Genomic DNA, 26,641 nt, shown 5'->3' with positions numbered 1-26,641 from the left:
CACCCGTCGATTAAGACTCGCTTAAGCGCTCCGCGCAACAATCCGCGGCGAACCGCGTACCGTGCATGCTCGACGCACGTACGCCTGCCGTCGGTTAGCGCAACTGATCCGGAAACTCCGTTACTCCGTTACCGTTCGGAAAATCTATGAATGCGTCCCTCAATCCCGTACCCTCGCGCGACGACACGCCGCTCCCGCCCTCTTCGACATCGGCTTGGGGGCTGATCAAACCGTACTGGGTCTCGGAGGATTGGAAAGCCGCATGGGGTTTGTTGGTGACGATCATCGTCATCAACCTGACGATCGTCGGATTCAACGTCTGGATCAACCAGTGGTACGCGAAGTTCAACAACGCGCTGGTGGCCAAAGATGGCCCGCACTTCTGGACACTGCTGATGCAGTTCACCGTCGCGGCCTTCGTCTTCATCACCTTGGCCGTCTATCGTACGTACTTGCGGCAGATGCTCGAGTTTCGCTGGCGGCAGTGGCTGACGACCCGCTATCTGAAGGGCTGGCTCGGCGAACTCGCCTTCTACCGGATCGAACGCGATCGGCTCGCCGACAACCCCGACCAGCGGATCAGTGACGATCTCCAGTCGTTTGCCACGAATACGCTCGAGTTGTCGCTCGGACTCCTGTCGACCGTCGTCACGCTATTCTCGTTCATCACCATCCTGTGGACGATCGGCGGCGCGCTGAGCTTCCATTTGGCCGGCTCGACGTGGACCATACCGGGCTACATGGTATGGATGGCCGCCATCTATGCGATCGGCGGTTCGTACGTGATGCATAAGGTCGGACACCCGCTGGTTTCGATCAACTACCAGCAGCAGCGTGTCGAAGCCGACTTTCGTTTCGGACTGATCCGTGTGCGCGAGAACTCCGAGCAGATTGCGTTGTACAACGGCGTTCGTACGGAAGAAAGCAACGCACAGAATGTCTTCACCCGGATCCGCGACAACTGGTGGCGGATCATGACGTACACGCGGCGCCTGAATTTCGTCACCAATTTTTATACGCAGGCGGCAATCATCTTTCCATACATCGTCGCGTCGCCGCGCTATTTCGCCGGTGCGTTCACGTTCGGCGTGCTGACGCAGATTGCGGACGCTTTCGGCACGGTCAGCGGCTCCCTCTCGTGGTTCATCAACAATTACGCGTCGCTCGTCGAATGGCGCGCCACGGTCAACCGGTTGCGCGAATTCAGCCGCATCGTTCAAAGCACGCATCTGCGCGAATCGGTCTCGCCCGGCACCGAACATGGCGGCATCAATCTGCACTATGTCGACGAGAATGCCCTGACCACGCACGATCTCCAACTGGCCTTGCCGAACGGCACGCCACTCGCCGCGATCGGCGACATCGTCGTCGAGCCGGGCGCCCGCTGGCTCGTGCGCGGCCCATCCGGTGCAGGAAAGAGCACGCTGTTGCGCGCGTTCGCGGGGCTGTGGCCCTTCGGCGAGGGCAGTATCGACGTACCGGTCGGCGCGCGTACGATGTTCCTGCCGCAACAAAGCTATCTGCCCATCGGCACACTGAAAGCCGCGCTCACGTACCCGGCCTCGGCCGACACATTCAGCGACGAAGCCTGCCGCGAGGTACTCGCCAGTTGCCGGCTCGAAAGCTACGGCGATCGCCTCGGCGAATCGGCGCACTGGACGCGCGTGCTCTCGCCCGGCGAACAGCAGCGGCTCGCGGCCGCACGCGTGCTGCTGCACAAACCTGATTTTCTGTTCCTCGACGAAGCAACGAGCGCCCTCGATCCCGACAACGAATCGCATGTCTATCGGCTACTCAATGAGCGTCTGCCGAAAACAGCGATCGTCAGCGTCGCGCATCGCGAGTCCATCGCGGGTTTCCACAACCGGACGCTTTTCATCGAGCGCGCGGGCGAGCGGGCGGTGGCATGACGCGTCCGCGACGGCCTGCCTCAATCGGATGATGCCGCCGGTACGGCGATAGCCGCGAGCGGCCGATACCGCGCGCCGCTGCGCTCGAGCGTGCTCGAGTAAAGCATCAGGGTGGCGAAACGCGACGCCGGCAATGCGAGAGCGGACCGTTCCCCCGCGAGCACGGCTTCGGGCGATACCGGCTGGCTATGGCGCGGCAAGCGCGCGAGCGTGACGTGCGGACGAAACGGGCGATGATCGTCGATGGGCAGACCGAGGCTGCGAACGAGCTCCCGAACGTTCGCCTGCAACTCGACGAGCGGCGGCGGACATTCGAACGTGAGCACCGCGAGGCGGGGATGGGCGGGATTCGGCCAATACGCGAAACGCTCGACCTTCAGCGCGGCAAGCGCAGTCACGGTCGAGGCGAGCCCCGCGGCGAGCGCCTGTCCGGACTCGCGCGGGATCGACCCGAGAAACGCCAGCGTCATATGCAGCTGATCCGCCGCAACGCGGCGCCCGGCCGCAGCTTCGCCGATGCGAACCTCATCCCACGCACTGCGGGTCCGCGCGTCGGGCACGAGTGCGATAAAGGTGCGATGCCAGTCCGCTTCCTCCGCACGGGGCGCAACGGGCATCGCTTTCTCGCGCGACGAGCGCGCGCTCCCGGTCAGCGGGGCAGATCCGATCTGCCCATCAGGTAGGCGTCGACCGAGCGTGCGCATTGCCGGCCCTCGCGAATCGCCCAGACGACGAGCGACTGCCCGCGGCGCATGTCGCCGGCGGCAAACACTTTGTCCGCCGACGTATAGTAGGCGCGCTCGCCTTCCGTCGCCGCGCGCACATTACCGCGCGCATCCTTTTCGACGCCGAACGCTTCGAGCACGGGTGCGACGGGCTGCGTGAAGCCCATGGCCAGCAGCACGAGATCGGCCTTCAGTTCGAACTCCGAACCCGGCACTTCCTGCATCTTGCCGTCCTTCCATTCGACACGCGCTGCGATAAGCTTCTCGACCTTGCCGTTCTTGCCTTCGAGCCGCTTCGTCGCAACGGACCAATCGCGCTCGCAACCCTCTTCGTGCGACGACGAAGTCCGCAGCTTGACCGGCCAGTATGGCCAGACGAGCGGCTTGTTTTCGTTTTCGGGCGGCTGCGGCAGCAGCTCGAACTGGGTCACGCTCTTCGCGCCGTGACGGTTCGAGGTGCCGACACAATCGGAACCCGTATCGCCGCCGCCGATCACGATGACATGTTTGCCTTTCGCGCTGATCTGGTCCGCCACCTTGTCGCCGGCGTTGACCTTGTTCTGCTGCGGCAGAAACTCCATCGCGAAATGAACGCCGGCGAGCTCGCGCCCCGGTACCGGCAAATCGCGCGGCGTTTCGGAGCCACCGGCCACGACGATGGCGTCGAAGCGCTCTTTCAGCTCATCGGGCGTAATCGTCTCCTTGGCCGTATTGCCGATGTGAGACGGCAACGGGTCCTTGCCGATGAAGACATTGGCGCGGAACGTCACGCCTTCGGCTTCCATCTGGCGCATGCGACGGTCGATCAGCCACTTTTCGAGCTTGAAATCGGGAATGCCATAGCGCAACAACCCGCCGATGCGATCGTTCTTTTCGAACACCGTCACGTCATGCCCCGCGCGGGCGAGCTGCTGCGCAGCCGCCAGGCCGGCCGGCCCGGAGCCGACCACGGCAACCTTCTTGCCGGTCTTTTCCTTCGGCGGCTGCGGCTCGACCCAGCCTTCCGCCCACGCCTTGTCGATGATCGCGTGCTCGATCGATTTGATGCCGACGGGATCCGCATTGATGCCGAGCGTACAAGCCGCTTCGCAAGGTGCCGGACAGATGCGTCCGGTGAACTCTGGGAAGTTGTTGGTCGAATGCAGGACTTCGATCGCCTGCCGCCAGTCCTGGCGATAAACGAGATCGTTGAAGTCGGGAATGATGTTGTTCACGGGGCAGCCGTTGTTGCAAAACGGAATGCCGCAGTCCATACACCGTGCGCCCTGAATCTTCGCGTCCTCGTCGCTGAGCGCGAGCACGAACTCCTTGTGATGCTTCAAACGCGCGAGCGGCGCTTCGTACGCTTCGTGGAGGCGCTGATACTCTAGAAAACCGGTTGCCTTGCCCATGGGGTCTCTTCTCTAATCTTGGTCGTCGTACTCAATTCATCGTTCGGCCGGCCTCGCAACACGCGAGGCCCAAGCCTCCGAGCCTCATGCCGCAAGCGCTTCCTTGGCGGCCTTCTTCGCACCCAGTTCGCCCAGTGCGCGCTTGTACTCGGTCGGGAAGACCTTCACGAAGTGGCGGCGCGAGGTATCCCACTCCTCGAGCAACGACTTCGCGCGCGTCGAGCCGGTGAACTGGAAGTGGCGCTCGACGAGCCCCTTGAGCAACGCTTCGTCGGTGACGCCCGTATGCCAGAGCGCGCGATCGACCGTGCGCTCCTGCTCGGCCTGCTGCAGCACCGGCTCGAGCGCGACCATCGACTTGTTGCACTTGGCGGCGAACGTGCCGTCGGGATCGTAGACGAACGCCACGCCGCCCGACATGCCTGCCGCGAAGTTGCGGCCGGTCTCGCCCAGCACGACGACGGTTCCGCCCGTCATATATTCGCAGCCGTGATCGCCCGTGCCCTCGACGACGGCGCTCGCCCCCGAGTTACGCACGCAAAAACGCTCGCCCGCGACGCCGCGCAGATAGGCCTCACCCTCGATCGCACCGTACATGACGGTGTTGCCGCAGATGATGTTTTCCTCGGACTTGCCGCGGAAATCGTTCGTCGGGCGAATGATGATGCGTCCGCCGGAGAGGCCCTTGCCGACATAGTCGTTGCCGTCGCCGACGAGATCGAGCGTGACGCCGCGCGCGAGGAATGCGCCGAAGCTCTGACCGGCCGTGCCCTTGAGCTGGATATGGACCGTATCGTCGGGCAGTCCGTCGTGACCGTGCTTCTTCGCGATCGTGCCCGACAGCATCGCACCGACGCTGCGGTTGACGTTGCGCACCGGCTGAATGAACGAGACGTGCTCGCCCTTGTCGATCGCGGCACGGGCCTTCTCGATCAGCGTGTGATCGAGCGCCTTCGCGAGGCCATGATCCTGCTCCTCGACATGGCGGCGCGCGATCTCTGCCGCCACGCGCGGCTGATAGAACACGTTCGAGAAATCGAGCCCCTTCGCCTTCCAGTGCTCGATGCCCTTTTTCATGTCGAGCAGGTCGGCACGACCGATCAGCTCGTCGAACTTGCGAATGCCGAGCTGCGCCATGATTTCGCGCACCTCTTCCGCCACGAAGAAGAAGTAGTTGACGACATGCTCGGGCTGGCCCTGGAACTTCGCGCGCAGCACCGGATCTTGCGTCGCGACGCCAACCGGGCAGGTATTCAGATGGCACTTGCGCATCATGATGCAGCCCTCGACGACGAGCGGCGCCGTCGCGAAGCCGAATTCGTCGGCGCCGAGCAGCGCGCCGATCACGACGTCGCGGCCCGTCTTCATCTGGCCGTCGGCCTGCACGCGAATGCGCCCGCGCAGCCGGTTCAGTACGAGCGTCTGCTGGGTCTCGGCGAGGCCGAGTTCCCACGGCGTGCCGGCGTGCTTGACCGACGAAAGCGGCGATGCGCCGGTGCCTCCGTCATGGCCGGCGATGACGACGTGATCGGCTTTCGCCTTGGCCACACCCGCGGCGACCGTACCGACTCCTACTTCCGATACGAGCTTGACCGAAATGCTCGATGACGGATTGACATTCTTCAGGTCGTGAATGAGCTGAGCCAGATCCTCGATCGAATAGATGTCATGGTGCGGCGGCGGCGAAATGAGACCCACGCCGGGTACCGAGTAACGCAGTTTGCCGATGTACTCGGAGACCTTGTGGCCGGGGAGCTGGCCGCCTTCGCCGGGCTTGGCGCCCTGCGCCATCTTGATCTGGATCTGGTCGGCCGATGCGAGATACTCCGCCGTCACGCCGAAACGGCCCGACGCAACCTGCTTGATCTTCGAGCGCAACGAGTCGCCATCCTTGAGCGGAATGTCGCGCACGACTTCCGGTCCGATCACCGAAGCGAGCGTATCGCCGTTCTTGATCGGAATGCCGCGCAGCTCGTTGCGATAGCGGTTCTCGTCCTCGCCGCCCTCGCCCGTGTTCGACTTGCCGCCGATGCGGTTCATCGCGACGGCAAGCGTCGCATGCGCTTCCGTGCTGATCGAGCCGAGCGACATGGCACCTGTGGCGAAGCGCTTGACGATGTCCTTGGCCGATTCGACTTCGTCGATCGGAATGGCCTTCGACGGGTCGACCTTGAACTCGAACAGCCCCCGGAACGTCATGTGACGGCGCGTCTGATCGTTGATCAGATGCGCGTATTCCTTGTAGGTCTGATACGAGTTGCTGCGCGTCGAATGCTGGAGCTTCGCGATCGCATCGGGGGTCCACATGTGGTCTTCGCCGCGCACCCGATAGGCATACTCGCCGCCCGCGTCGAGCATGGTCGCGAGCACCGGGTTGTCGCCGAATGCGTCGCGATGTAGGCGAATGGCTTCCTCGGCCACGTCGAAAAGTCCGATGCCGCCCACCTTCGAAGCCGTGCCCTTGAAGTATTTCTCGACGATATCGCTCGCCAGGCCGACCGCCTCGAAAATCTGCGCGCCCGTGTACGACATGTAGGTGGAGATGCCCATCTTGGACATGACCTTTTGCAGGCCCTTGCCGATCGCTTTCGTGAAGTTGTAGACGGCCTTCTCGGGCGAGAGATCGCCCTTCATGCCTTGCGCCAACTGCGCGAGCGTTTCCATCGCGAGGTACGGATGAACCGCTTCGGCGCCGTAGCCGGCGAGCAGCGCGAAGTGATGCACTTCGCGGGCCGAACCGGTCTCGACGACGAGACCCGTGCTCGTACGCAGCCCCTGCGTCACCAGGTGCGTGTGAATGGCCGCCGTCGCGAGCAGCGCCGGAATGGCGACGTTGTCGCGGTCCACGCGCCGATCGGAGACGATCAGCATGTTGTAGCCCGACTTGACAGCGTCGACCGCCTCGGCGCAAAGCGAGGCGAGCCGCGCCTCGATGCCTTCCTTGCCCCAGGCCACCGGATAGCAGATGTTGAGCTCGTACGAGCTGAACTTGCCGCCCGTGTATTGATCGATCGCGCGGATTTTCGCGATGTCCTTGAAGTCGAGCACGGGCTGCGACACTTCGAGGCGCATCGGCGGGTTGATGTTGTTCGTGTCGAGCAGGTTCGGCTTCGGTCCGACGAACGATACCAGCGACATGACCATGTTCTCGCGGATCGGATCGATCGGCGGGTTCGTGACCTGCGCAAAAAGCTGCTTGAAATAGTGGTAGAGCGTCTTGTTCTTGTTCGACATCACGGCGAGCGGCGAGTCGTTGCCCATCGAGCCGACCGCTTCCTCGCCCTGCTGCGCCATCGGCGCCATCAGGAATTTGACGTCTTCCTGCGTATAGCCGAACGCCTGCTGCCGATCGAGCAGGGCCGCGGCTTCGCGGCGTTCCGTCGCCACATCCTCGGGCTTCGGCTCGATCTCGTCGAGCTTGATGCGCACCGCGTCGATCCAGCTCTTGTACGGCTTGGCGTTGGCGAGGTTGTCCTTGAGTTCCTTGTCGCCGATGATGCGGCCATGTTCCATGTCGATGAGGAACATCTTGCCCGGCTGAAGACGCCACTTCTTGACGATCTTCGATTCGGGAATCGGCAACACGCCCGACTCCGACGCCATGATGACGAGGTCGTCCTCGGTGATGATGTAGCGCGCCGGACGCAATCCGTTACGGTCGAGCGTCGCGCCGATCTGCCGCCCATCGGTGAACGCGATCGCCGCCGGGCCGTCCCACGGCTCCATCATCGCCGCGTGGTATTCGTAGAATGCGCGCCGGTTCTCGTCCATCAGCGTGTGCTGTTCCCACGCTTCCGGAATCATCATCATCATGGCGTGCACGAGCGGATAGCCCGCCATCACGAGCAGTTCGAGACAGTTGTCGAAAGATGCCGTGTCGGACTGGCCCGGATAGATCAGCGGCCAGAGCTTCGGCAGGTCGTCGCCGAGCACGGCGCTCGCAATGGCGCCGGTGCGCGCATTGAGCCAGTTGACGTTGCCCTTGACCGTGTTGATTTCGCCGTTGTGCGCGATCATCCGGTACGGGTGGGCAAGCTCCCACGCCGGGAACGTGTTCGTGGAGAAACGCTGGTGCACGAGCGCAAGCGCCGAAACGACCCGCTCGTCCTGAAGGTCTCGGTAGTAGACGCCGACCTGGCCCGCGAGCAGCAAGCCCTTGTAGACGACCGTGCGCGCCGACATCGACGGCACGAAGTATTCCTTGCCGTGCTTGAGCTTGAGCGCCTGGATACGGTGGCTCGCCGTTTTCCGAATGATGTAGAGCTTACGTTCGAGCGCGTCGGTCACCATGATGTCGCGGCCGCGACCGATGAAAATCTGGCGGATGACGGGCTCCGTCGCCTTGACGGTCGGCGAGATCGGCATTGCGTGATCGACAGGCACATCGCGCCAGCCGAGCACCACCTGACCTTCCGCCTTGACCGTGCGCTCGAGCTCCTGCTCGCAAGCGAGCCGCGAGGCGTGTTCCTTGGGCAAAAAGATCATGCCGACGCCATACTCGCCCGCCGGCGGCAGCGTCACGCCCTGGCGAGCCATTTCCTCGCGATAAAAGGCGTCCGGTACCTGGATCAAAATGCCGGCGCCGTCGCCCATCAGCGCGTCGGCACCCACCGCGCCCCGGTGATCGAGATTCTCGAGAATCTTGAGCCCTTGCTGAATGATCTCGTGGCTCTTCTGGCCCTTGATATGGGCGACAAAACCGACGCCACAGGCATCGTGTTCGTTGCGCGGATCGTAGAGACCCTGGGCGGCGGGGACCGAAAGAATCGGTTGCTGGTCGTTCATGGGGACACCGTCTATTGGGGGGCCGGGCTTGGCCGTTCGCATAAGGGCTTCTCTCGGTTCCTGCGGCAACGCACTGGGCGCCGCCGATGGGCATGCCTGCCCCGAACCGCCGGAAATCGGAATATACGCGACGAATCAAAGGAATAGCAACAAAAATCGCTTGATATGGAACTAATTTGTGCGGCGCACTCGGTTGGTGCCTTTTTATTGGTTCCACATCAAATCGGTGCAAAAGAAAACGGCATCTCCTGCCGTTTTCGCGTGCTTGCGGGCTCGCCCCAGACCGCAGCGCCACTGCGCGCGGCCGGTCGGCCCCTGGCGCCAAGCGGTGACGCGGCAACCAGCGCTACTGCTGCGCCTTATGCGGAGTGGCTTCGCGGACCTTCCTGGGCCGGCCGCGCGGCAACGGTGAAACGCGGCGATTCGCGGCGCGCGCGGCCCACTCCCGATAGGTGTCTCCGCCGAGCACCCATCCTTTCAAGGTGGCCTGTTGAAGCTCGTTCGCCTCGCGCTCGTCGAGCGGCTGCTCGCACAGGTCCTTGTACGCGCGCTGTCGCTCGAACGGCGTATTGCCGAGCGACCAATAAAGCGGGTGATCGGTGACGAGGCTATCGACGGTGAGTCCGATGTGATGCCGGTAGCTGGACCATCGGTAATCTTCGGCCGCCGTGACGAGATGCTCGCGCACGGGGCAAAGCTCGATCACCCGGCTGGCGAGCAGAAAGTACCGCTCGCCCTCGATGACCGTCGCCCGATAGCGCCCTTCCCACAATGTGCCGCGCCGCGCGTAGCGGCGATTGAAATGCGCGACGTAGCGCCGGCCGACGGCCTGCATCGCTTTGGGCAAGCTCGATTCGTCGCTCGGCGTGACGAGCAGTTGAACCGCGCCCGGCATCAGCACATAAGCGTGAACCGCGAGGCGATGATCGCGCGACGCGGCTTTCAGGCAATCGACGAACAACTCGTAGTCCTGTTCGTCGACGAAGGCGGGCTGCTGATCGAGGCCGCGCAGTATGACGTGCTGCGGCTGTTCAGGGACGTAAAGACGTGCAAGCCGTGCCATGCTGGATTCCGTGAGTTCGTTGGTGATTACCCGAAGGCGAAGCGCCGCGCAAGCGTTCGCAACGGCCGAATGCGACTTGTGCCGCGAGCACGCAACGCTTAGGGAGAATGCTCTAGCGCGCGCGCTTGGTTTGTATGAAACCTTCTACTCATAATAGGCGGGCCTTTTATGGAGGAAGACATATGAAATTACAACAGGCCATTACGGGGGCCGTTGCCGCACTCGCGTGCGCAACGGCTGCACACGCGCAATCGGCCGGAACGTTCTACGCTGCAACCGGGTGGTTCCATTTTTCTCCTCAAAGTTCGAGCGATCCACTGCAGATCGTCAGCATCGGCGGTGCCCCCGTCAACAGACCGGTGGCGGGGACCGGCGCCTCGATCGACCAATCGGATACGCTCGGCTTGAGCGTAGGCTACTTCATCACGGATCACCTCGCAGCCGAGCTCGAAGTCGGCATCCCTCCGAAATTCAACATCGAAGGGGCCGGCTCGTTTTCCCAGTTCGGCAAGCTTGGCAGCGCGCGCCAGTGGAGCCCCGCCCTCCTCGTCAAATGGAACTTCCGGAAGCCCGATGACAAGTTCCGCCCGTACCTCGGCGTGGGCGTGACGCGCGTCTGGTTCACCGACGCGCAAATCACCAACAGCGCGTTCCAATCCGCCGTCTTGCACGGAGGTCCGACCTCCGTCTCGACGGATCGTTCCTGGGCGCCCGTTTTCAACGCCGGTTTCAATTACTCGTTCAACAAGCATTGGTTTGCAGGGGTATCCGTGTCGTACATTCCGGTCAGCGTCACTGCCGACCTCACTACGACCAACGTCGGGCCATTTGGTTTGACTGCCCATACGCAAGCAAAGATCAAGCTCAACCCGATCGTCACCTTCGCGAAGATTGGCTACGCCTTTTAGCATAGTCCAACTCGACCCTTCGCTCGCAACGCCACCGGACCGGTGGCGTTGTAATTTCAACCGCCGGTATTGCACTGCGCTGACGTTTCTACCCGATTTTCGTCGCACGTTTGCCGCTCGGCGTGACGGCCGGGCGACCGGAGTACAAGGGCGTTGCCCGTCCGAGGCGGCTTGGCATCGAAGTTGCGGAACAAGGGCTTTCCCGCCATTCGAAACAGGAACGCGGGTACCTTCACCCTGTCAATCATGCTCACGGAGCGACCATGAACACGCTACCGAATACGCGAGACGCGCTGGATACATCATGGACGAGCGCCAGCCGTCATGCACGCCGTATCGCGCGGCATAGTCGAAACGCAGCCGAGGACATCGGCTCGGAAATGCGAGAGCTGCTCTCCGAACTCGAAGAGGCACTTGCCGACGGCACGCAGGCCGATGTCGCCCAGTTGCGCGAACAGATGAAAAAACGTCTCGATGCGGCCCGCTCGCGGCTCGATGGCGCGAGACATACCATTCGCGCCCGCGCCGCGACCGCCATTTCCGGTGCCAACGATTACGTACGCGAGAACCCGTGGGAGACGGTCGCCGTGGTCGGCGGCCTCGCCCTGATCACGGGCTGGTTGATGGCCCGCTCGCGCTGAGCGGGACACGCGCGAGACGCCCGCGCCGGGGACTCGCGCGCCGGACCGCGTCCTTCAGTTGCGGTCGAAGAAATCCGCCCCGATCAAATCGATCCGGTCGGTGCAGAGCGTATCGACTCCCCACTCGGCAAGCGCTCGCGCGCGAGCCGGATCGTTCACGGTGTAGGCCAGGATGAAGAGCCCCGCAGACTTGATTTCGGCGACGAGCGCCGCATCGAGCTTGCGTTGATCCGCGTGTAGCGATACGCAACCGAGCTCCGCGGCGAGCGTGCGCCACTCGGCAGGCACGGCTCCCACGAGCAACCCGCGCGGCAGCACGGCTACGGCATCGCGGGCGGCCGCCAGCGCTTGAATCGAAAACGACGACAAGAGCGGCGGAGGCGAGGACTCGGCCCACAGCCTCGCCGCCTCGGTCGCCACGCGCCGCCCCGTTTCGATCTCGCGTCCCGCGCAGGGTTTGATTTCGATGTTTGCCATCAGCCCATGGCGCGCGCAGCGCTGTGCCACCTGCGCCAGCGTCGGCATCGATTCGCCCGCGAAGCGCGCATCGCACCAGCTTCCGGCATCGAGCGCGGCGATCTGAGCGTAGTCCATGCGCGCGGCGGCGCCATGACCATTGGAGGTCCGGTCCACCGTGTCGTCGTGCAGCAGAAAGACGACATCGTCCGCCGAGAGCTTCGCGTCGAACTCGATCATCTTCAACCCAAGCGCAGCACCTGTGTCGATACCCGCAAGCGTGTTCTCGGGTGCGAGGGTCCCGCCACCGCGATGCGCGACGACGCGCGGGTAAGGCCAACCGTTCAGTCCAGTCGTCATCTTCGTATTGCGCCTCCTGAAGCCAACATCATGCCGTCAACCGGCGCGTTTGCCCGTTTCGGGATCGAAAAAATGCAGGTGTTCGGACGGAAGCCCCACCGGCAGGATTTCGCCCGATAGGGGACGGTCTGCATGGGGCAGCCGGACCGTGACATCGTGGCTGCCCCAGCGGCCATGCGCGAGGTTGTCCGCGCCGAGCAACTCGCAAGAGTCCACCGCAAGACTCGCGCACGTTTGAGTGGCACGCGGCGCCATATGCTCCGGACGGATGCCGAGCACCCATTCGCGCCCGCACGCAATGGCGCTGCCGATAGCCGGATGCGCTGAAAGCGCGAGCACGGGTCCGCCGCCGGCCACCTCGAAGGCCCGCCCGTCGTCCGAGAGCCGGCCCGAGAGCAGATTCATCGCCGGCGAGCCGATAAAGCCGGCCACGAAAATCGTCGCCGGACGCTCGTAGACTTCCGTCGGCGCGCCGATCTGTTCGGCATATCCGCGGTTCATGACGATGACACGCTGAGCGAGCGTCATGGCCTCGACCTGATCGTGCGTGACGTAAAGGCTCGTCGTGGCGAGGCGGGCGTGCAGCCGCTGGATTTCCAGCCGCATCTGTACCCTGAGCTTCGCATCGAGGTTCGAAAGCGGCTCGTCGAAAAGAAACACCGACGGCTCGCGCACGATCGCGCGCCCCATGGCGACACGTTGCCGCTGCCCGCCCGAAAGCTCGCGCGGCTTGCGCCCGAGAAGCGGGTCCAACTCGAGTATCTTTGCCGCCGCGGCGACGCGGCTATCGATTTCAGCCCGCGCGAGCCCGCGGATCGTCAGGCCGTACGCCATGTTCTCGCGTACGCTCATATGCGGATAAAGCGCGTAATTCTGGAACACCATCGCAATATCGCGGTCCTTCGGCTCGAGGTCGTTGACGACGCGCTCGCCGATGGCGATCTGCCCTTCGGACACGCGCTCGAGCCCCGCGACCATGCGCAGCAGCGTCGACTTCCCGCAGCCGGACGGCCCCACCAGCACGACGAATTCCCCGTCGGACACGTCCACGTCGATGCCGTGCAGTACGAACTGCTTTCCATCGTAGGTCTTGCGAACGCCTCTCAAACTCAACGCAGCCATGGTCCCTCGCTGATATGACAACCCGTTATCCCTGCCGTCATCGGCATTGCACTATTTCTCCGCATCGACGAGCCCCCGCACGAACCAGCGCTGCATCGCGATCACGACCACGAGCGGCGGCAACATCGCAAGCAGCGTCGCCGCCATGACGAGATGCCATTCGGTCGCGGTGTCGCCCTGGCCGATCATGGTTTTGATGCCTACCACAGCCGTCGTCATCGATGGCTCGCTCGAGACGAGAATCGGCCAAAGATACTGGTTCCAGCCGTAGATGAACGTGATGACGAAAAGCGCCGCGATGTTCGTTTTCGACAGCGGCAGCACCACGTCGCGGAAAAAGCGCAACGGGCCAGCGCCATCGATGCGCGCCGCGTCCATCAGTTCGTCCGGCAACGTCATGAAGAACTGCCGGAACAGAAACGTCGCGGTCGCGGAGGCGATCAACGGCAGCGTCAACCCCGCGTAGCTATTGATGAGGTGAAGCGACGAAGCCACGTGCACGGTCGGAAAAATCCGCACCTCGACCGGCAGCATCAGCGTCACGAAGATGAGCCAGAACGCCGTATTGCGAAACGGGAAACGAAAAAAGACGATCGCGTATGCCGAGATGATCGATACAGCGATTTTCCCGAGCGAGATAGCCAGTGCCATGATGAGCGAGTTGAGCAGCATGCGGCCGAACGGGCTCGCGGCATCGCCGGCCCCATGGCTCCAGACGTGGACGATATTCTCGATGAGGTGCGTGCTCGGCAAGAGCGAAAGCGGCACCGAAAAGACCTGCTGCTCATTCATCGACGCCGCGCAAAACGCGACGTAGACCGGGAACGCGATCAGCGCCACGCCCAGGATCAGAACGGCATGGCAAAAAAGATCGAAGCCTCTGCGATTTTCGATCATGAGTATTGAACCTTGCGTTCGATGAAACGGAACTGAACGACGGTCAGCCCGACGACGATCACCATCAGCACCACCGACTGCGCGCCGGAGCTGCCCATATCGAGCCCCTGGAAGCCTTCGATGAAAATCTTGTAGATCAGCGTTTTTGTCGACTGCGCGGGGCCCCCGCCCGTCGCGGCGTCGATTACCGGGAACGTGTCGAAGAATGCATAGACGAGATTCACGACGAAAAGAAAAAACGTGGTCGGCGACAAAAGCGGCAACGCAATGCCGAAAAATCGCCGCACCGGACCTGCGCCGTCGATCGCCGCCGCTTCGATCAGTGAGCGCGGTATCGCCTGCAGCCCCGCGTAGAAGAACAGGAAGTTATAGCTGACCTGCTTCCAGACCGATGCCAGAACGACGAGAAACATCGCCTGCCCACCGTTGATCGCGTGATTCCAGACGATGCCGGCCTTCGCCAGCGCGAAAGTGACGAGGCCGATGCTGGGGTTGAACAGGAACGCCCATAGCACGGCCGCGATGGCCGGCGCGACGGCATACGGCCAGATCAGCAGCGTGCGGTAGGTCCGTGCACCGCGGGTGACGCGATCTGCGCACGCCGCGAGCAAGAGCGAGACGAAAAGACCGGTCACCGTGACGAGGGTGCTGAAGACGATCGTCGTCTTGAATGAACCGAGATAGAGCGGATCGGCAAACAGGTGCTGGAAGTTGCCGAGACCGACGAACTCGCTCGAGGTCCCGAACGCATCCTGCATTTGCGTGGACTGCCACAGCGCCTCGCCGGCCGGCCAGAGAAAGAAGATCGCGGTGATGGCCAACTGCGGCGCGATCAGCAGATAGGGCAGTGGGCTCGTGGGAAAGCGGGAACGTTCGTACATGGGGCGTCGCTCGATTAAGGCGCGGCGCCGCCGCCCGTGCGGGTCGGCGGCCATGCGCATCCAGCTTGGAAAGACGTTCGGTCCGCACCGCCCGCGCAGCTACTGACCCGCGAGCGTCGCGGCTCCCGGCAGCGCGGCGATGCGCGAACCCGTGCGTCAGGTACCGGACTTTTCGAAGCGGCGCAACAACTCGTCGCCGCGCGAAACGGCCGAATCGAGCGCCTCTTTCGGCGTCTTCTTTTGCGCCCAGACCTGCTCGAGTTCCTCGTCGACGATCGTGCGAATTTGCGGCATGTTGCCCAGACGCAAACCCTTCGTGTACGGCAGCGGCGGCTTGTTCAGCATTTGCTTGATCGCCGTATCCGCACCGGGGTTCTTCGCGTAAAACCCTTGCTGCTGCGTTTCCTCGTAAGCCGCCTTCGTCACCGGCAGGTAGCCGGTGTCCTGATGCCATTTTGCGGCGACCGCAGGCGAGCTCAGATAAGCGAGAAATTTGGCAACGCCCTTATACGTGTTCGCGTCCTTGCCGGACAGCACCCAGAGGCTTGCTCCGCCGATGATCGCGTTTTGCGGCGCACCCTTGACTGCGGCGTCGTACGGCATCATGCCCGTGCCGAATTGGAACTTCGCGTACTTGCGAATCGACGCCAACGAGCCCGAGGAGCTCGTCAAAATCCCGCAATCGCCGCTGTAGAACTTCGACATCGCTTCGTCCTTGCGGCCTGCATAGGTGAAGGTGCCGTCCTTCGCCATCTTCTGCAGAAACGCGATGTGCGCGATCTGCTGCGGGCCGTTGAACTCGAGCTTGGCGTCCGTGCCGTCGAAACCGTTATTGCGGGTCGCGAAAGGCAGTCCATGCCACGCGCTGTAGTTTTCGAGCTGGACCCATCCCTGCCACCCTGTCGTGAAGCCGCACGACATGCCCGAAGCCTTGAGCTTGGCCGCGTCCGCGGCCACTTCGTCCCAGGTCTTCGGCGGTTGGCTCGCATCGAGCCCGGCCTTCTTGAACGCATCCTTGTTGTAGTACAGCACCGGCGTCGAGCTGTTGAAGGGCATCGAAACGAGCTCGCCTGTCTTCGCATCGCTGTAGTAGCTCGCGATCGTCGGCACGAACGCCGATTGATCGAGCGGTACGCCAGCCTGCTTAAAGACCTCGGTCACCGGGACGATCGCCTTTTTCGCCTGCATCATCGTGGCCGTGCCGACTTCATAGACCTGGAGGATCGCCGGCGCATTGCCGCTGCGATAAGCCGCGATGCCGGCCGCCAGCGTCTGATCGTACGAACCCTTGAATGCCGGCACGATCTTGTAGTCGTTCTGGGAAGCATTGAAATCCGCGGCGATCTGATTCACCCGTTCGCCGAGCGCGGCCTCCATCGCGTGCCAGAACTGAATCTCCGTTGCCGCAAAAACGCCCTGACTCGCGCCCGCGAAGAGCGCAACCCCGATTGCCGCAGAACGGACCAGCGTTTTATATCCCTTCATGTCTTCTCCTCTCCGTAGTGGACGCAACATCGCGCCGGTCGGAGATGAAATCGATTTCAGCTCCAACCGGGCGAGCAGTTTAGTTATCGTTTATGACAAACAGACGTTGGTACTCCTTGAGCGCGTAGCGATCCGTCATACCGGCGATGTAATGCGCGATCCGCCGCGGCTGGAGGGCAGGATCTTCGGCAACGTAATCGGGCGGCAAGAGGCGCGGGTCTTCGGTGAATGCTTCGAAAAGGCCGGTGATGACGCGACGCGCCTTGTTCGCCATGCGCATGACGCGATAGTGCCGGTACAGGTTCTTGAACAGAAAACGCTTGAGTTCGACCGCTTGAGCCGCAATGGCGCTGCTGTGCGCCACGAGCGGTGGAGCCGCGCGCACGGCGTCGAGCGAATCGGGGCAGTGCTCGGCAAGGTTGGCGCGCGTCGTCTCGATCAAGTCGACGATCAGCGTGTTGATAATGCGGCGCACCGTTTCGTGCACGAGGCGGCGCCCTTCGAGTTCGGGATGCGCGTGCCTGGCCTCTTCGTAATGCCGATGCCAAAGCTCGACTTCCGCGAGTTGGCCGATCGTGAGCAGACCGGAACGCAGCCCGTCGTCGACATCGTGATTGTTGTACGCGATCTCGTCGGCAATATTGGCGATCTGAGCCTCGAGCGACGGCCGCTTGCCCGTCAGGAAACGCTCTCCCAGCTCACCGAGCTTCAATGCGTTCTCGCGCGAGCAATGTTTGAGAATGCCTTCCCGAGTCTCGAAGCAGAGGTTCAGGCCGTTGAAGCCACCGTAATGCTCCTCGAGCTCGTCGACGACCGCCAGGCTTTGCAGATTGTGCTCGAAGCCGCCGTGCGCACGCATGCAATCGTTGAGCGCATCCTGCCCGGCATGGCCGAACGGCGTGTGACCGAGATCGTGAGCGAGCGAAATGGCTTCGACGAGATCCTCGTTGACGCGCAGGTTGCGCGCCACGGAGCGCGCGATCTGCGCCACTTCGAGACTGTGCGTCAGCCGTGTGCGGAACAGATCGCCTTCGTGATTGACGAAGACCTGGGTCTTGTATTCGAGACGGCGAAACGCCGTCGAGTGAACGATGCGGTCCCGGTCGCGCTGGAATTCGGTGCGCGCGAGCGGCGCCGATTCCGGGTAGCGGCGGCCCCGCGAGCGCGCCGAATGGGCGGCATAAGGCGCCAGATGCGCTTCGAGCATTTCGACCGTGGGTGCGCCCCAAACGGATGAAGCCGCTTGCGGGCCGCGCTCGCCCGGCGCTGCCCCAGGCGATCGGTCATGCGTCGGGTTCTGCTCCACATGTCCCCCTTTCGAATCGGCGCGCTGCGCCGGACGTCCGCGCTCGCTTCAGACGTTGGCCGCGAGCGTCTCGCGCAATACGTTTTCCGGCACGCCAGTCATGAAAGGCCCGCCGATGCGTTCCAGCAATACGAACTTGATTTGTCCTGCCTCGGCCTTCTTGTCGACTCTCATCGATTCGATATAGCGATCGTCACCCAGCTGCGGTCCACGCACCGGCAGCCGTGCCGCCGCCACGACGGCGACGAGACGCCGGCGTGCGGCTTCATCGAGCCGGCCCACGCGTACCGACAAGTCCGCCGCCATCACCATCCCGCAGCCAACCGCCTCGCCATGTAACCACTGCCCGTAGCCGAGACCCGCTTCGATCGCATGACCGAACGTATGGCCGAAGTTCAGGATCGCGCGCAATCCGCCCTCTCGCTCGTCGGCCGCGACGACGGACGCCTTGATCTCGCAGCAGCGTTTGACCGCATGGGCAAGCGCGTCTTCGTCGCAGCGGTTGAGCGCATCGATATTGGCCTCGATCCAGTCGAAAAAATCGGCATCGGCAATCGCCGCCGTCTTGATGACTTCCGCCATGCCGGCAGCGAGTTCGCGCTCCGGCAGCGTGCGCAGTGTGCCGATATCGGCAATGACGGCGAGCGGCTGATAGAACGCGCCGATCATGTTCTTGCCCAGCGGATGATTGATGCCGGTCTTGCCGCCGACGGAAGAATCGACTTGCGACAGCAGCGTCGTCGGCACCTGGATGAACGGCACGCCTCGCATATAGCAGGCGGCCGCGAAGCCGGTCATATCGCCGATGACGCCGCCTCCGAGCGCGATCAGCGTCGTCTTGCGGTCCGCACGCGCTTCGAGCAGCCCATCGAAGATGCGATTGAGCGTTTCCCAATGCTTGTAGGACTCGCCGTCCGGCAGCACGACCGTCGACACTTCTTTGCCGAGCGGGGCGAGCGCCGCGCGCAGCTGCGCGCCGAAGAGCGGCTCCACCGTCGTGTTCGTGACGATCATGACCGATGCGCCGGCAATATGAGGCGCGAACAGCTCAGTGCGGCCGATCAGATCGGCCCCGATGTGAATGGGGTAGCTACGTTCGCCCAGATCGACGCTAACGGTAATCATGTATTTGCCTGCCGGGTGATGCCGGCCATTTCGAGTTGCATGAGGACCATATTGACCAGTCCGTTGACCGACGGACGCCCTGTCTCCACCACGAAATGCGCGCACTCGCGGTAAAGGGGGTCTCGCACCGCATAAAGCGCTTCGAGCTTCGCTTTAGGATCCTCCGTCTGCAACAGCGGCCGGTTTTTGTCCTTGCGGGTGCGCAGCCAGAGATCGTGCGGGTTGGCCCGAAGATAGACGACGATACCGCGGCTGTGCAAAAGTGCGCGATTTTCGGGACGCAGGACCGCCCCGCCGCCCGTCGCCAGGACGATCGCCTCACGCCCGGTCAACTCCGCGATCACGTGAGCCTCGCGGTCTCGAAAGCCCGCCTCGCCCTCCAGCTCGAAAATCACCGGGATTCGCGCCCCCGTGCGCGCTTCGATTTCGTGATCGGAGTCGAAAAACGGCCGATCGAGCCGGCGCGCGACCGCACGGCCCACAGTGGTCTTACCCGCCCCCATGAGCCCTACGAAGAAAATGCTGGTGTTTGCGCCCTGCTCTTGCAACAGTACCCTCTGATCAATTCGGATATGGTTCGTGGCGCAGCTTACTGGCAAAGGCGCCGGCTTGTCGAGTCGCCCACCCGGGCGCCGTCTGCCGCCCCGGCGCGTCAATCGATCGAAACGATGCGCGGCGTAATGAAAACGACCAGTTCGCTGGCATGCTCGCGCTGCGTCCGATGGCGAAAAAACGCGCCCAAAACCGGTATTTTGCCCAACAGTGGCACGCGAGTCACATCGTCGCGATCGCGCTTCTCATAGATGCCGCCGATCGATACGGTACCGCCATCCTCGACTTCGACACGTGTTCGCACATGTTTCGTGTCGATGGCGAGACCCGCGGCCGTCGCCTCCCCGACACTGTCCTTCGCAATATCGAGGTCGAGGATCACGCGGCCATTCGGCGTAATCTGCGGCTCGACCTCGAGTTTGAGCGTCGCACGGCGGAACTGGATGCCCGATACGCCGTTGCGCACCTTGGCCTGGTAGGGCAGCTCCTTGCCTTGTTCGACGACCGCCTTCATGCGATCCGCCGTGACGATACGCGGGCTCGACACGATTTCGCCCCGCCCCTCGGCCTCGAGCGCACTCAACTCGGCCGTTACGAGACGCGTGGCGCGCGCCGCGAAAAGCGTAAGCCCCGCCGTGGCGGCATCGAAGCCCGCCAGCGCTTGCGCGGACAAGTCATGCACGAGCCCGTTGCGATCGCCCGAGAACCCAATGACATCGTCGCTGGCTGCCCTCCCTGGGCTGCGCACGGACAGGCGCGCGCCGAGATCGCGCGAGAAACCCCGCACGCCCTCCACGATACGCGCTTCGATCAGCACTTGCCGGCTCGGCTTGTCGATCGCCGCGACGAGCTCCGCGACCTGTGCGAGCCGAGCCTCGAGATCCGTGACGAAAAGCAGATTGGTTCGGGCGTCGGCCATCGCGGCGCCGCGCTTCGAGAGCACCCGCTGACTGCCGGACGCGGTCAGAAGCCGCTGCACGTCCTCGGCCCGCGGATAACGCAGCGCGAACGTGCGGCTTGCCAGCGGCTCCAGATCCGCGGCGCGGGCATGGGCCTCGAAGCGCGATCGCTCGCGAGCGGCCAGCTCGGCGACTGGGGCCACCCATATCACGTTGTCGCGCCGGATCATGGCCAGCCCATTGGCGTCGAGTAACGTATCGAAGGCGCTGCGCCACGGCACGGCGTCGAGGAAAAGCGATACGTTGCCCTGTACACGGCCGCTCGCCACGATGTTCAGGCCCGTGAACCGGGCGAACGCGTCGAATACGTCGGCGAGGCGCGCGTCGCGAAAATGCAGCGTGATGGGTTTGCCATCCCCGTCTTCGCGCTCACCGTGGCGCCGCATGCCATCGCTCATTCGCTGGGGCGGACCGAGCGGCACCGGCGGCCCCTCGAGTCGCTTCGCTCCATCGTCGGAGGCGGGCTCCGGTGCCCGTCTGCCCGCGGCCTCGCCGGCGTTACGCGACGAAGTACTGTTAGCATCGGGCGCGTCGCCGTGTCCCGCAAGCTCCCCTATGCCAATGTCCTCATCGTGCTCGGCAGCCGTATCGCGGCCGTCGATGTCCGACAGCGTGCCGCGATTGGCATCCAGCCCGGCTTGCGCAGACCATGCGTCTTGGGTTGGCATGCCGGGCGGAAGCGGCGGCAGCAGCGGCACGCGTGCAAAGGCCGGGGTACCGGTCAGCAAGACAACGGCGACCATTGCAAGACGTGCGCATCGCGGCGTCACGATCCCGCTCCGATCGCCAACACGCGCGTACCCGATCGGTGCGCCAGCGTGATGCTGGCCGCCCCGATCCGCATCAGACGTTCGTTGCCGAGCATCTGACCAGGCACATAGACGGCGCCCTGGCCATCCGCCTCGATGAGTGCGAGCGAACGGGCGCCTTCGATCATGAGGCCAGTCAGCCGCAGCTCGGATGCCGGGCTCGGCACGGCTGCCGGCGGCGCCCCGAACGGATCGCCGGACGGGCCCCCAATCTCGCCTGCGCGCCGTGCCGGTACGCTGGGCAGCGAGTCGTGGACCTCGAGCGAAGCCTGGAGGAGAAGCCCCTGTGCGCCGTGTTCCAGTTTGAGTTCGGCCGGCACCACCAGTACCGGCAACGTGGAAAGCGCGCTCAGGAACGCGATGAAGGAAGCGAAGCTCGATGTGGCCGCGAACCTGATGACATGTCCTGCTTCCAAGCCGCCTGGCGGGCGGTCGCCCGGCTCCACCGATTGCAGCGTCATGCCGCTGCGCGTAGCCAGCGCAGCAATGGACTGCCAGGCCGTCGACCGCATTTCGTCCGAGGGGACTGCCGGCGCAGGCAAACCCTGCACGGCCCGCCGCAACTCAGGCAATGCCGCGGCTTTCGAGCGCGCATCGTCGAGGCGATGCGCCAATGCGGCGAGCGCAGCGCTCGCGGCCGCGACGCTCCGATCGTGGCGCAACGCTCTGCCGCCCTGCGCGGCTAGCGCAAACGCAACGCTTGCAACAGCGACGGCCATCAGTAGCCGATGCGCGCCGCCCCACCGTTCGGGCATCGAGACGAGCGTGCGGCACCACTCGCCCAGTTCCGAAGGGCGCGGCACCTCGATTGGGTGGCCGAGTGTGCGCAGCAGCCCCGACGGCCAGATCCGCGTGCGTTGGAGCGGACTCATCGTCGCCCCCGTTCGAAGGCGCGCGGCTCCGAAGCCTGCGCCTGAACATCGGCGCCGTTCACCGTCAGCCGCGCGAGGAACGCGACTGCCCCCTGGCCCGCGCCGCTGCCCGAGCCAAGGCGCAGGTCCGCGAGTTCGGCCGCGCGGATGCCCGGGACACGCCCAAGCCGCTCGAGTAGAAGCGCTGGCATTGCGGTGTCCACCGCACTCGCCGCGATCTCGATGCCGCGGCTGCGCAACTGCAGTCGCTCGAGCACGATACCGGCTACAGGCTCGCGACGCAGCACATCGACGACGCCCCAAAGCGCCTCGCGCGGGCGCGCGAGCATGCGTGAGCGCTCGCTGCGCGCACGCATGCTCGCCTGTACGCGCTCGAGCCGCCGATATTCCGCGACCGGCGCCGCCAGTTCGGCGAGATCGGCTTCGAGCCGATGACGCGAACGCTCGGCGCGCTCCTGCTCAGACGAGCCTGTCGCACTCCAGATCAGCGCGGTTGCCACACCCGCGAGACCGGCTGCCGCGCATTCGCGCAAAACGCGCCTGCGGAGCCTGCGCGCGTCGCGCTGCCGGTGCGGCAGCAGGTTGAAGCCCCCCACATGCAATCCGACAGCACGTCCGGAGCGATCGACGAGGACCCGGGCGATCATTGCTCTACCCCGCCCAGCGCGAGCCCATAAGCAACGGCGAACGCTGGCTCGTGCGCGCGTGAAAGCGACGAGCCCGCCGCCAGAAACGGAGTGCATGCGAATGGCAACGCGAGACACCCCAGCAGATCGCCGATATCGGCAAGCGCAAGGCGATCGCGCGCAAGCGCATCGAGGTCACCGCCGGCCACGGCACACGCGAGCGCGTGCGGCCCTGCCAGTTCGCGCAACATGTCAGGCACCTCCCGGCGTTGCAACGTCGGACAACACGCATGCGCCTCGATGGTGCTGCCGCGAATGCGCCAGCCGTAGACGCCGTCGTCGCCGGCCCAGAGCGCGGCGAAGGACTCCATGCCCCGCATCGCGGGCGCCGCGGTTCGAACGAGCGCGCGCAGCGCCGCGGCCGGCTCGCAGTCGACCGCAACGAGTGCGATACCGGCTCCCGCGGCCGCTTCGATCCGCGCTTCGAGGTGAGCGCGGGCCGTCGCAGCGATCGTCAGATGCGAAGCGCTCCCGGAGACGGCTGCCACCTGTGCACGATCGGAAGCGCTACGGCGCTCCACGCGCCAATCGACGGCCAACGCCTCGCGCTCGATGCCCGCAATGCGCTCCGCGTGCGCGCGCGCCGCGCTTTCGAGCGGATCGGCCGCGCCAGTACCCCGTGCGCCGTGGGACTCCGCGCGCAACTGCGGCAACGGCATCGAGGCAATCCATGTGAGGCTGCCCGGCACAGCCATCGCGGCCGGCAGCGCACAGACCGTGCGCGCGGCGGGCCAGCGGCCCAGAAGTGCGGCAAGCGCTGCGGCGATTGCGCGAACATCGGCGATATGTCCGCTCGCCATTGCCGAGCTCGGAAGCGGCTCCGCACCAAGCCATTCGACGCGCGAGGCGGCCAAAGGCCGAATGCACCGGCTGACCACGACGAGCCTCAATTCCTGTTCGCTCAGGTCGATGCCGGCGGCGAACCGACGCATCGGGGGCATCCATCGTGTTTCGATCAGCATCGACTTCTCCTTGCAGCAGCGAGGCGGCACGCGCGTGCAGCGCTCGCCTCCGTTGAGATGGAGAAATGGTGCCGGTCCTGATATCGTCCGAACATTAGACCGAACGGCCAGGCAAGGCGCATCGCTCCCGCGCCTGCCTGCCGCCTACGACGTTAAGCCAATCGAAAGCCCGTCCCGAGCGGTGGCTATAATGATGGGTTCCTCTGGACAGCCCTTTTATGCAGCCCCTCGATCCTCCGCCGCCTGCGCCTGAACCGCCGCGCCCGCCCACCCGGCGTTGGGCCCGCATTGCGATGAAGACGCTCGCCGTACTCGCTGGCCTCGCTGCAGCCGGCGTGCTATGCGTCGGCCTCGTGCTGGGCTATGGCTGGCTCGTCGCGAGTCAGCGCTTGCCGTCGATCGCTGCGCTCACCGATTACCGTCCGAAAATCCCGCTGCGCATCTATACGGCGGACCACGTACTGATCGGCGAATTCGGCGAGGAGCGGCGCGACGTCGTCCATATAGCCGAGGTACCCCGCTACATGAAGCAGGCGATACTCGCGATCGAAGACGCCCGGTTTTACGATCATGGCGGCGTCGATCTCGCAGGCATAGCACGCGCGAGCCTCGCCGCGCTCAGCAATGGGCATGCGACGCAAGGCGCGAGCACGATCACCATGCAAGTGGCGCGCAACTTCTTCCTGTCGAGCGAGAAGACCTTCACGCGCAAGATCTACGAGATGATGCTGGCTTACAAGATCGAGCAGGAACTGACGAAAGATCAGATCCTCGAGGTCTACATGAATCAGATCTACCTCGGCCAGCGCGCATACGGTTTCGCCTCGGCCGCGCGGATCTACTTCGGCAAGGACCTGCGTCAGGTCACGCTCGCTGAGGCCGCCATGCTGGCCGGGTTGCCGAAAGCGCCGTCGGCGTACAACCCGGTCGTCAATCCGGCCCGCGCCAAAGTCCGTCAGCAATACATCTTGCAACGCATGCTCGAGCTCGGCGACATCACGCAAGCGCAATACGATGCGGCCGTCAACGAGCCGCTCGTCGTCGCGAAAACGAGCGTGCAGCAATTCAGCGTGCATGCCGAGTACGTCGCGGAGATGGTTCGGCAGGCCATGTATGCGCAATATCGCGACGAAGCGTATACGCGCGGGCTCAATGTCGTGACGACAATCGATTCGGCCGATCAGGCCAACGCATACCGCGCATTGCGCCGCGGTTTGATGAGCTACGACGCCCGGCGCGGCTATCGCGGCCCGGAAGGATTCATCGACTTACAGGCCGCGGGCAGTGCACGTGAGCAGGCCATCGCCGATGCACTCGCGAGCCACCCCGATAACGGCGACGTGGCGGCAGCGGTCGTCGTCTCGGCCACGCCTCGCGAAGTCCACGCCATGCTCGCCAATGCGAGCACGATCGCCATCACGGGCGAAGGACTGCGTTTTGCCGCGCCCGCCCTCGGCGCGAAGGGCTCACAGGCCGCCCGCATCCGCCCCGGCGCGATCGTGCGGGTCATGAAACGCGACGACGGGCAATGGGCGATCGTCCAGCTGCCGCAGGTGGAAGGCGCGTTCATTTCGATCGCGCCCGCGGATGGCGCGATACGCTCGCTCGTCGGCGGCTTCGACTTCAACAAGAACAAGTTCAATCATGTCACACAGGCGTGGCGCCAGCCCGGCTCGAGCTTCAAGCCGTTCATCTACTCGGCGTCGCTCGACAAAGGGCTCGGGCCCGCAACGATGATCAACGATGCGCCGCTCTTTTTCAGCGCGGCGCAAACGGGCGGCACGCCGTGGGAGCCCAAGAACTACAGCGGCGGATTCGACGGCCCGATGACGATGCGCACGGCGCTGCAAAAATCGCGCAATCTCGTGTCGATCCGCATCCTCGCGCACATCGGCACGCACTACGCGCAAGACTACATCACCCGTTTCGGATTCGATGCCGAGCGGCACCCCGCCTACCTGCCCATGGCGCTCGGGGCGGGACTCGTGACGCCGCTGCAGATGGCCGGCGCGTATTCGGTCTTCGCCAACGGCGGCTATCGCGTCAATCCCTATCTGATTGCCGAAGTCACCGATCCTCAAGGCATCGTGCTCGCCCGCGCGCAACCGATCGTCGCCGAGCAAAACGCGCCGCGCGCCATCAACGAAGCCAATGCCTACATCATGAACAGCTTGCTGCAAAGCGTGGCGCAGCGCGGCACAGGGGCCAAGTCGAACCAGCTCGGACGCAAGGATCTGGCCGGCAAGACAGGTACCACCAACGAATCGCGCGACGCCTGGTTCGCCGGCTACCAGCACACGCTCGCGGCCATCGCCTGGGTCGGCTATGACAATCCGCGCAGCTTGGGCGACCGCGAAACCGGCGGCGGCGTCGCACTGCCGATCTGGATGGACTACATGCGCGAAGCGCTCAAGGGTGTGCCGCCGTACGAGATGCCGATGCCCTCGGATGTGATGGCGCTCGGCGGCGAGTTCTACATCGACGGATTCGAACCGGGTCAGGGTTTCGTGGCGTCAGTCGGTGTCCCGCAATCCGCGCAGGAGGGAGAGGCGGGGTCCGAAACCGCCGCGGCATCGGATTCGCAGCCCGGCGCCGCGCCCACCGCGGGGCCCGCCGACGAAGGGCAGCGCGTCATGAATCTGCTGGACGGCCACTGATACGGGCGTCGACAAGACAATGCCGCCACGACTCACCGCCCCTAACCGCTGAGCGGTCCGCGCGAGCGGCGGGACCGCCATTCGTCGCG

20 protein-coding genes are annotated in these 26,641 nt (G+C 64.2%); 4 read left to right on the top strand and 16 right to left on the bottom strand.

The genetic code is table 11. From position 1 onward, the window contains the following. Positions 1–146: 146 nt before the first annotated feature. Positions 147–1,910, top strand: coding sequence for an ABC transporter ATP-binding protein/permease (locus tag GWC77_RS10705; protein WP_173256882.1), 1,764 nt, complete (start codon positions 147–149; stop codon positions 1,908–1,910). Between the two features lie 20 nt (positions 1,911–1,930). Here GWC77_RS10705 and thpR read toward each other — a convergent pair whose 3' ends face one another. The 4 genes from thpR to GWC77_RS10685 all read right to left on the bottom strand — a co-directional run bounded on the left by thpR (position 1,931) and on the right by GWC77_RS10685 (position 9,874). Continuing rightward, on the bottom strand, positions 1,931–2,527 hold the full coding sequence (thpR, locus tag GWC77_RS10700) for an RNA 2',3'-cyclic phosphodiesterase (protein ID WP_173256881.1): 597 nt from the start codon (positions 2,525–2,527) through the stop codon (positions 1,931–1,933). Positions 2,528–2,559: 32 nt separating this feature from the next. Continuing rightward, entirely contained in the window at positions 2,560–4,026 is a 1,467-nt protein-coding gene (locus tag GWC77_RS10695) for a glutamate synthase subunit beta (RefSeq protein ID WP_173256880.1), read from the bottom strand. A gap of 84 nt (positions 4,027–4,110) precedes the next feature. Continuing rightward, positions 4,111–8,811: a glutamate synthase-related protein gene (locus tag GWC77_RS10690; RefSeq protein ID WP_173256879.1), complete on the bottom strand. Its 4,701-nt coding sequence runs from the start codon at positions 8,809–8,811 to the stop codon at positions 4,111–4,113. Between the two features lie 346 nt (positions 8,812–9,157). After that, entirely contained in the window at positions 9,158–9,874 is a 717-nt protein-coding gene (locus GWC77_RS10685) for a transposase (protein ID WP_173256878.1), read from the bottom strand. Positions 9,875–10,056: 182 nt separating this feature from the next. Between GWC77_RS10685 and GWC77_RS10680 the strand changes: the two genes are divergently transcribed. Together GWC77_RS10680 and GWC77_RS10675 are read left to right on the top strand one after the other, a co-directional pair. After that, complete coding sequence (locus tag GWC77_RS10680; protein WP_173256877.1) at positions 10,057–10,782, top strand: OmpW family protein; 726 nt, start codon at positions 10,057–10,059, stop codon at positions 10,780–10,782. A 263-nt stretch (positions 10,783–11,045) separates the two neighbouring features. After that, complete coding sequence (locus GWC77_RS10675; protein WP_173256876.1) at positions 11,046–11,423, top strand: YqjD family protein; 378 nt, start codon at positions 11,046–11,048, stop codon at positions 11,421–11,423. A 54-nt stretch (positions 11,424–11,477) separates the two neighbouring features. Here the strand turns inward: GWC77_RS10675 and ugpQ are convergent, their stop codons facing one another. The 12 genes from ugpQ to GWC77_RS10615 form a co-directional block, all read right to left on the bottom strand. Beyond that, positions 11,478–12,239 carry a glycerophosphodiester phosphodiesterase gene (ugpQ, locus tag GWC77_RS10670; protein WP_173256875.1) on the bottom strand — a complete coding sequence of 254 codons (762 nt, stop codon included), beginning with the start codon at positions 12,237–12,239 and terminating at the stop codon, positions 11,478–11,480. A gap of 36 nt (positions 12,240–12,275) precedes the next feature. Beyond that, positions 12,276–13,361: a sn-glycerol-3-phosphate import ATP-binding protein UgpC gene (locus GWC77_RS10665; protein ID WP_173256874.1), complete on the bottom strand. Its 1,086-nt coding sequence runs from the start codon at positions 13,359–13,361 to the stop codon at positions 12,276–12,278. A gap of 51 nt (positions 13,362–13,412) precedes the next feature. Then, on the bottom strand, positions 13,413–14,258 hold the full coding sequence (gene ugpE, locus GWC77_RS10660) for a sn-glycerol-3-phosphate ABC transporter permease UgpE (RefSeq protein WP_173256873.1): 846 nt from the start codon (positions 14,256–14,258) through the stop codon (positions 13,413–13,415). Beyond that, a complete protein-coding gene (gene ugpA, locus GWC77_RS10655) occupies positions 14,255–15,139 on the bottom strand; it encodes a sn-glycerol-3-phosphate ABC transporter permease UgpA (RefSeq protein ID WP_173256872.1) in 885 nt (294 codons plus the stop codon). Before ugpA ends, ugpE begins: the two co-directional genes overlap by 4 nt. 156 nt (positions 15,140–15,295) lie before the next feature. Continuing rightward, positions 15,296–16,624, bottom strand: a complete 1,329-nt coding sequence (gene ugpB, locus GWC77_RS10650; protein ID WP_173256871.1) for a sn-glycerol-3-phosphate ABC transporter substrate-binding protein UgpB — start codon at positions 16,622–16,624, stop codon at positions 15,296–15,298. 79 nt (positions 16,625–16,703) lie between these two features. After that, the gene (locus GWC77_RS10645; RefSeq protein ID WP_367949033.1) at positions 16,704–17,930 is read right to left on the bottom strand and encodes a deoxyguanosinetriphosphate triphosphohydrolase; all 1,227 of its coding nucleotides are present in this window, start codon (positions 17,928–17,930) and stop codon (positions 16,704–16,706) included. 48 nt (positions 17,931–17,978) lie between these two features. Then, on the bottom strand, positions 17,979–19,055 hold the full coding sequence (gene aroB / locus GWC77_RS10640) for a 3-dehydroquinate synthase (protein ID WP_173256870.1): 1,077 nt from the start codon (positions 19,053–19,055) through the stop codon (positions 17,979–17,981). After that, positions 19,052–19,603: a shikimate kinase gene (locus tag GWC77_RS10635; protein WP_173256869.1), complete on the bottom strand. Its 552-nt coding sequence runs from the start codon at positions 19,601–19,603 to the stop codon at positions 19,052–19,054. Before GWC77_RS10635 ends, aroB begins: the two co-directional genes overlap by 4 nt. Before the next feature lie 104 nt (positions 19,604–19,707). Continuing rightward, positions 19,708–21,309 (bottom strand): type IV pilus secretin PilQ, encoded by a 1,602-nt coding sequence (locus GWC77_RS10630; protein WP_173256917.1) that lies wholly within the window; start codon positions 21,307–21,309, stop codon positions 19,708–19,710. A 23-nt stretch (positions 21,310–21,332) separates the two neighbouring features. Beyond that, positions 21,333–22,247: a hypothetical protein gene (locus GWC77_RS10625; protein WP_173256868.1), complete on the bottom strand. Its 915-nt coding sequence runs from the start codon at positions 22,245–22,247 to the stop codon at positions 21,333–21,335. Further along, positions 22,244–22,894, bottom strand: coding sequence for a hypothetical protein (locus GWC77_RS10620; RefSeq protein WP_173256867.1), 651 nt, complete (start codon positions 22,892–22,894; stop codon positions 22,244–22,246). The genes GWC77_RS10625 and GWC77_RS10620 overlap by 4 nt, the downstream gene beginning before the upstream one ends. Beyond that, positions 22,891–23,895 carry a pilus assembly protein PilM gene (locus GWC77_RS10615; protein WP_173256866.1) on the bottom strand — a complete coding sequence of 335 codons (1,005 nt, stop codon included), beginning with the start codon at positions 23,893–23,895 and terminating at the stop codon, positions 22,891–22,893. Before GWC77_RS10615 ends, GWC77_RS10620 begins: the two co-directional genes overlap by 4 nt. A 218-nt stretch (positions 23,896–24,113) precedes the next feature. Between GWC77_RS10615 and GWC77_RS10610 the strand changes: the two genes are divergently transcribed. Next, a complete protein-coding gene (locus tag GWC77_RS10610) occupies positions 24,114–26,552 on the top strand; it encodes a penicillin-binding protein 1A (RefSeq protein WP_173256865.1) in 2,439 nt (812 codons plus the stop codon). The last annotated feature ends 89 nt before the right edge of the window (positions 26,553–26,641 follow it).

Origin of the sequence: Paraburkholderia sp. NMBU_R16 (assembly GCF_013282575.1) — a bacterium.
Classification (GTDB): domain Bacteria; phylum Pseudomonadota; class Gammaproteobacteria; order Burkholderiales; family Burkholderiaceae; genus Trinickia.
Note: the sequence above shows the minus strand (reverse complement) of the source record. Positions and strands in the feature narration are given on the sequence as shown.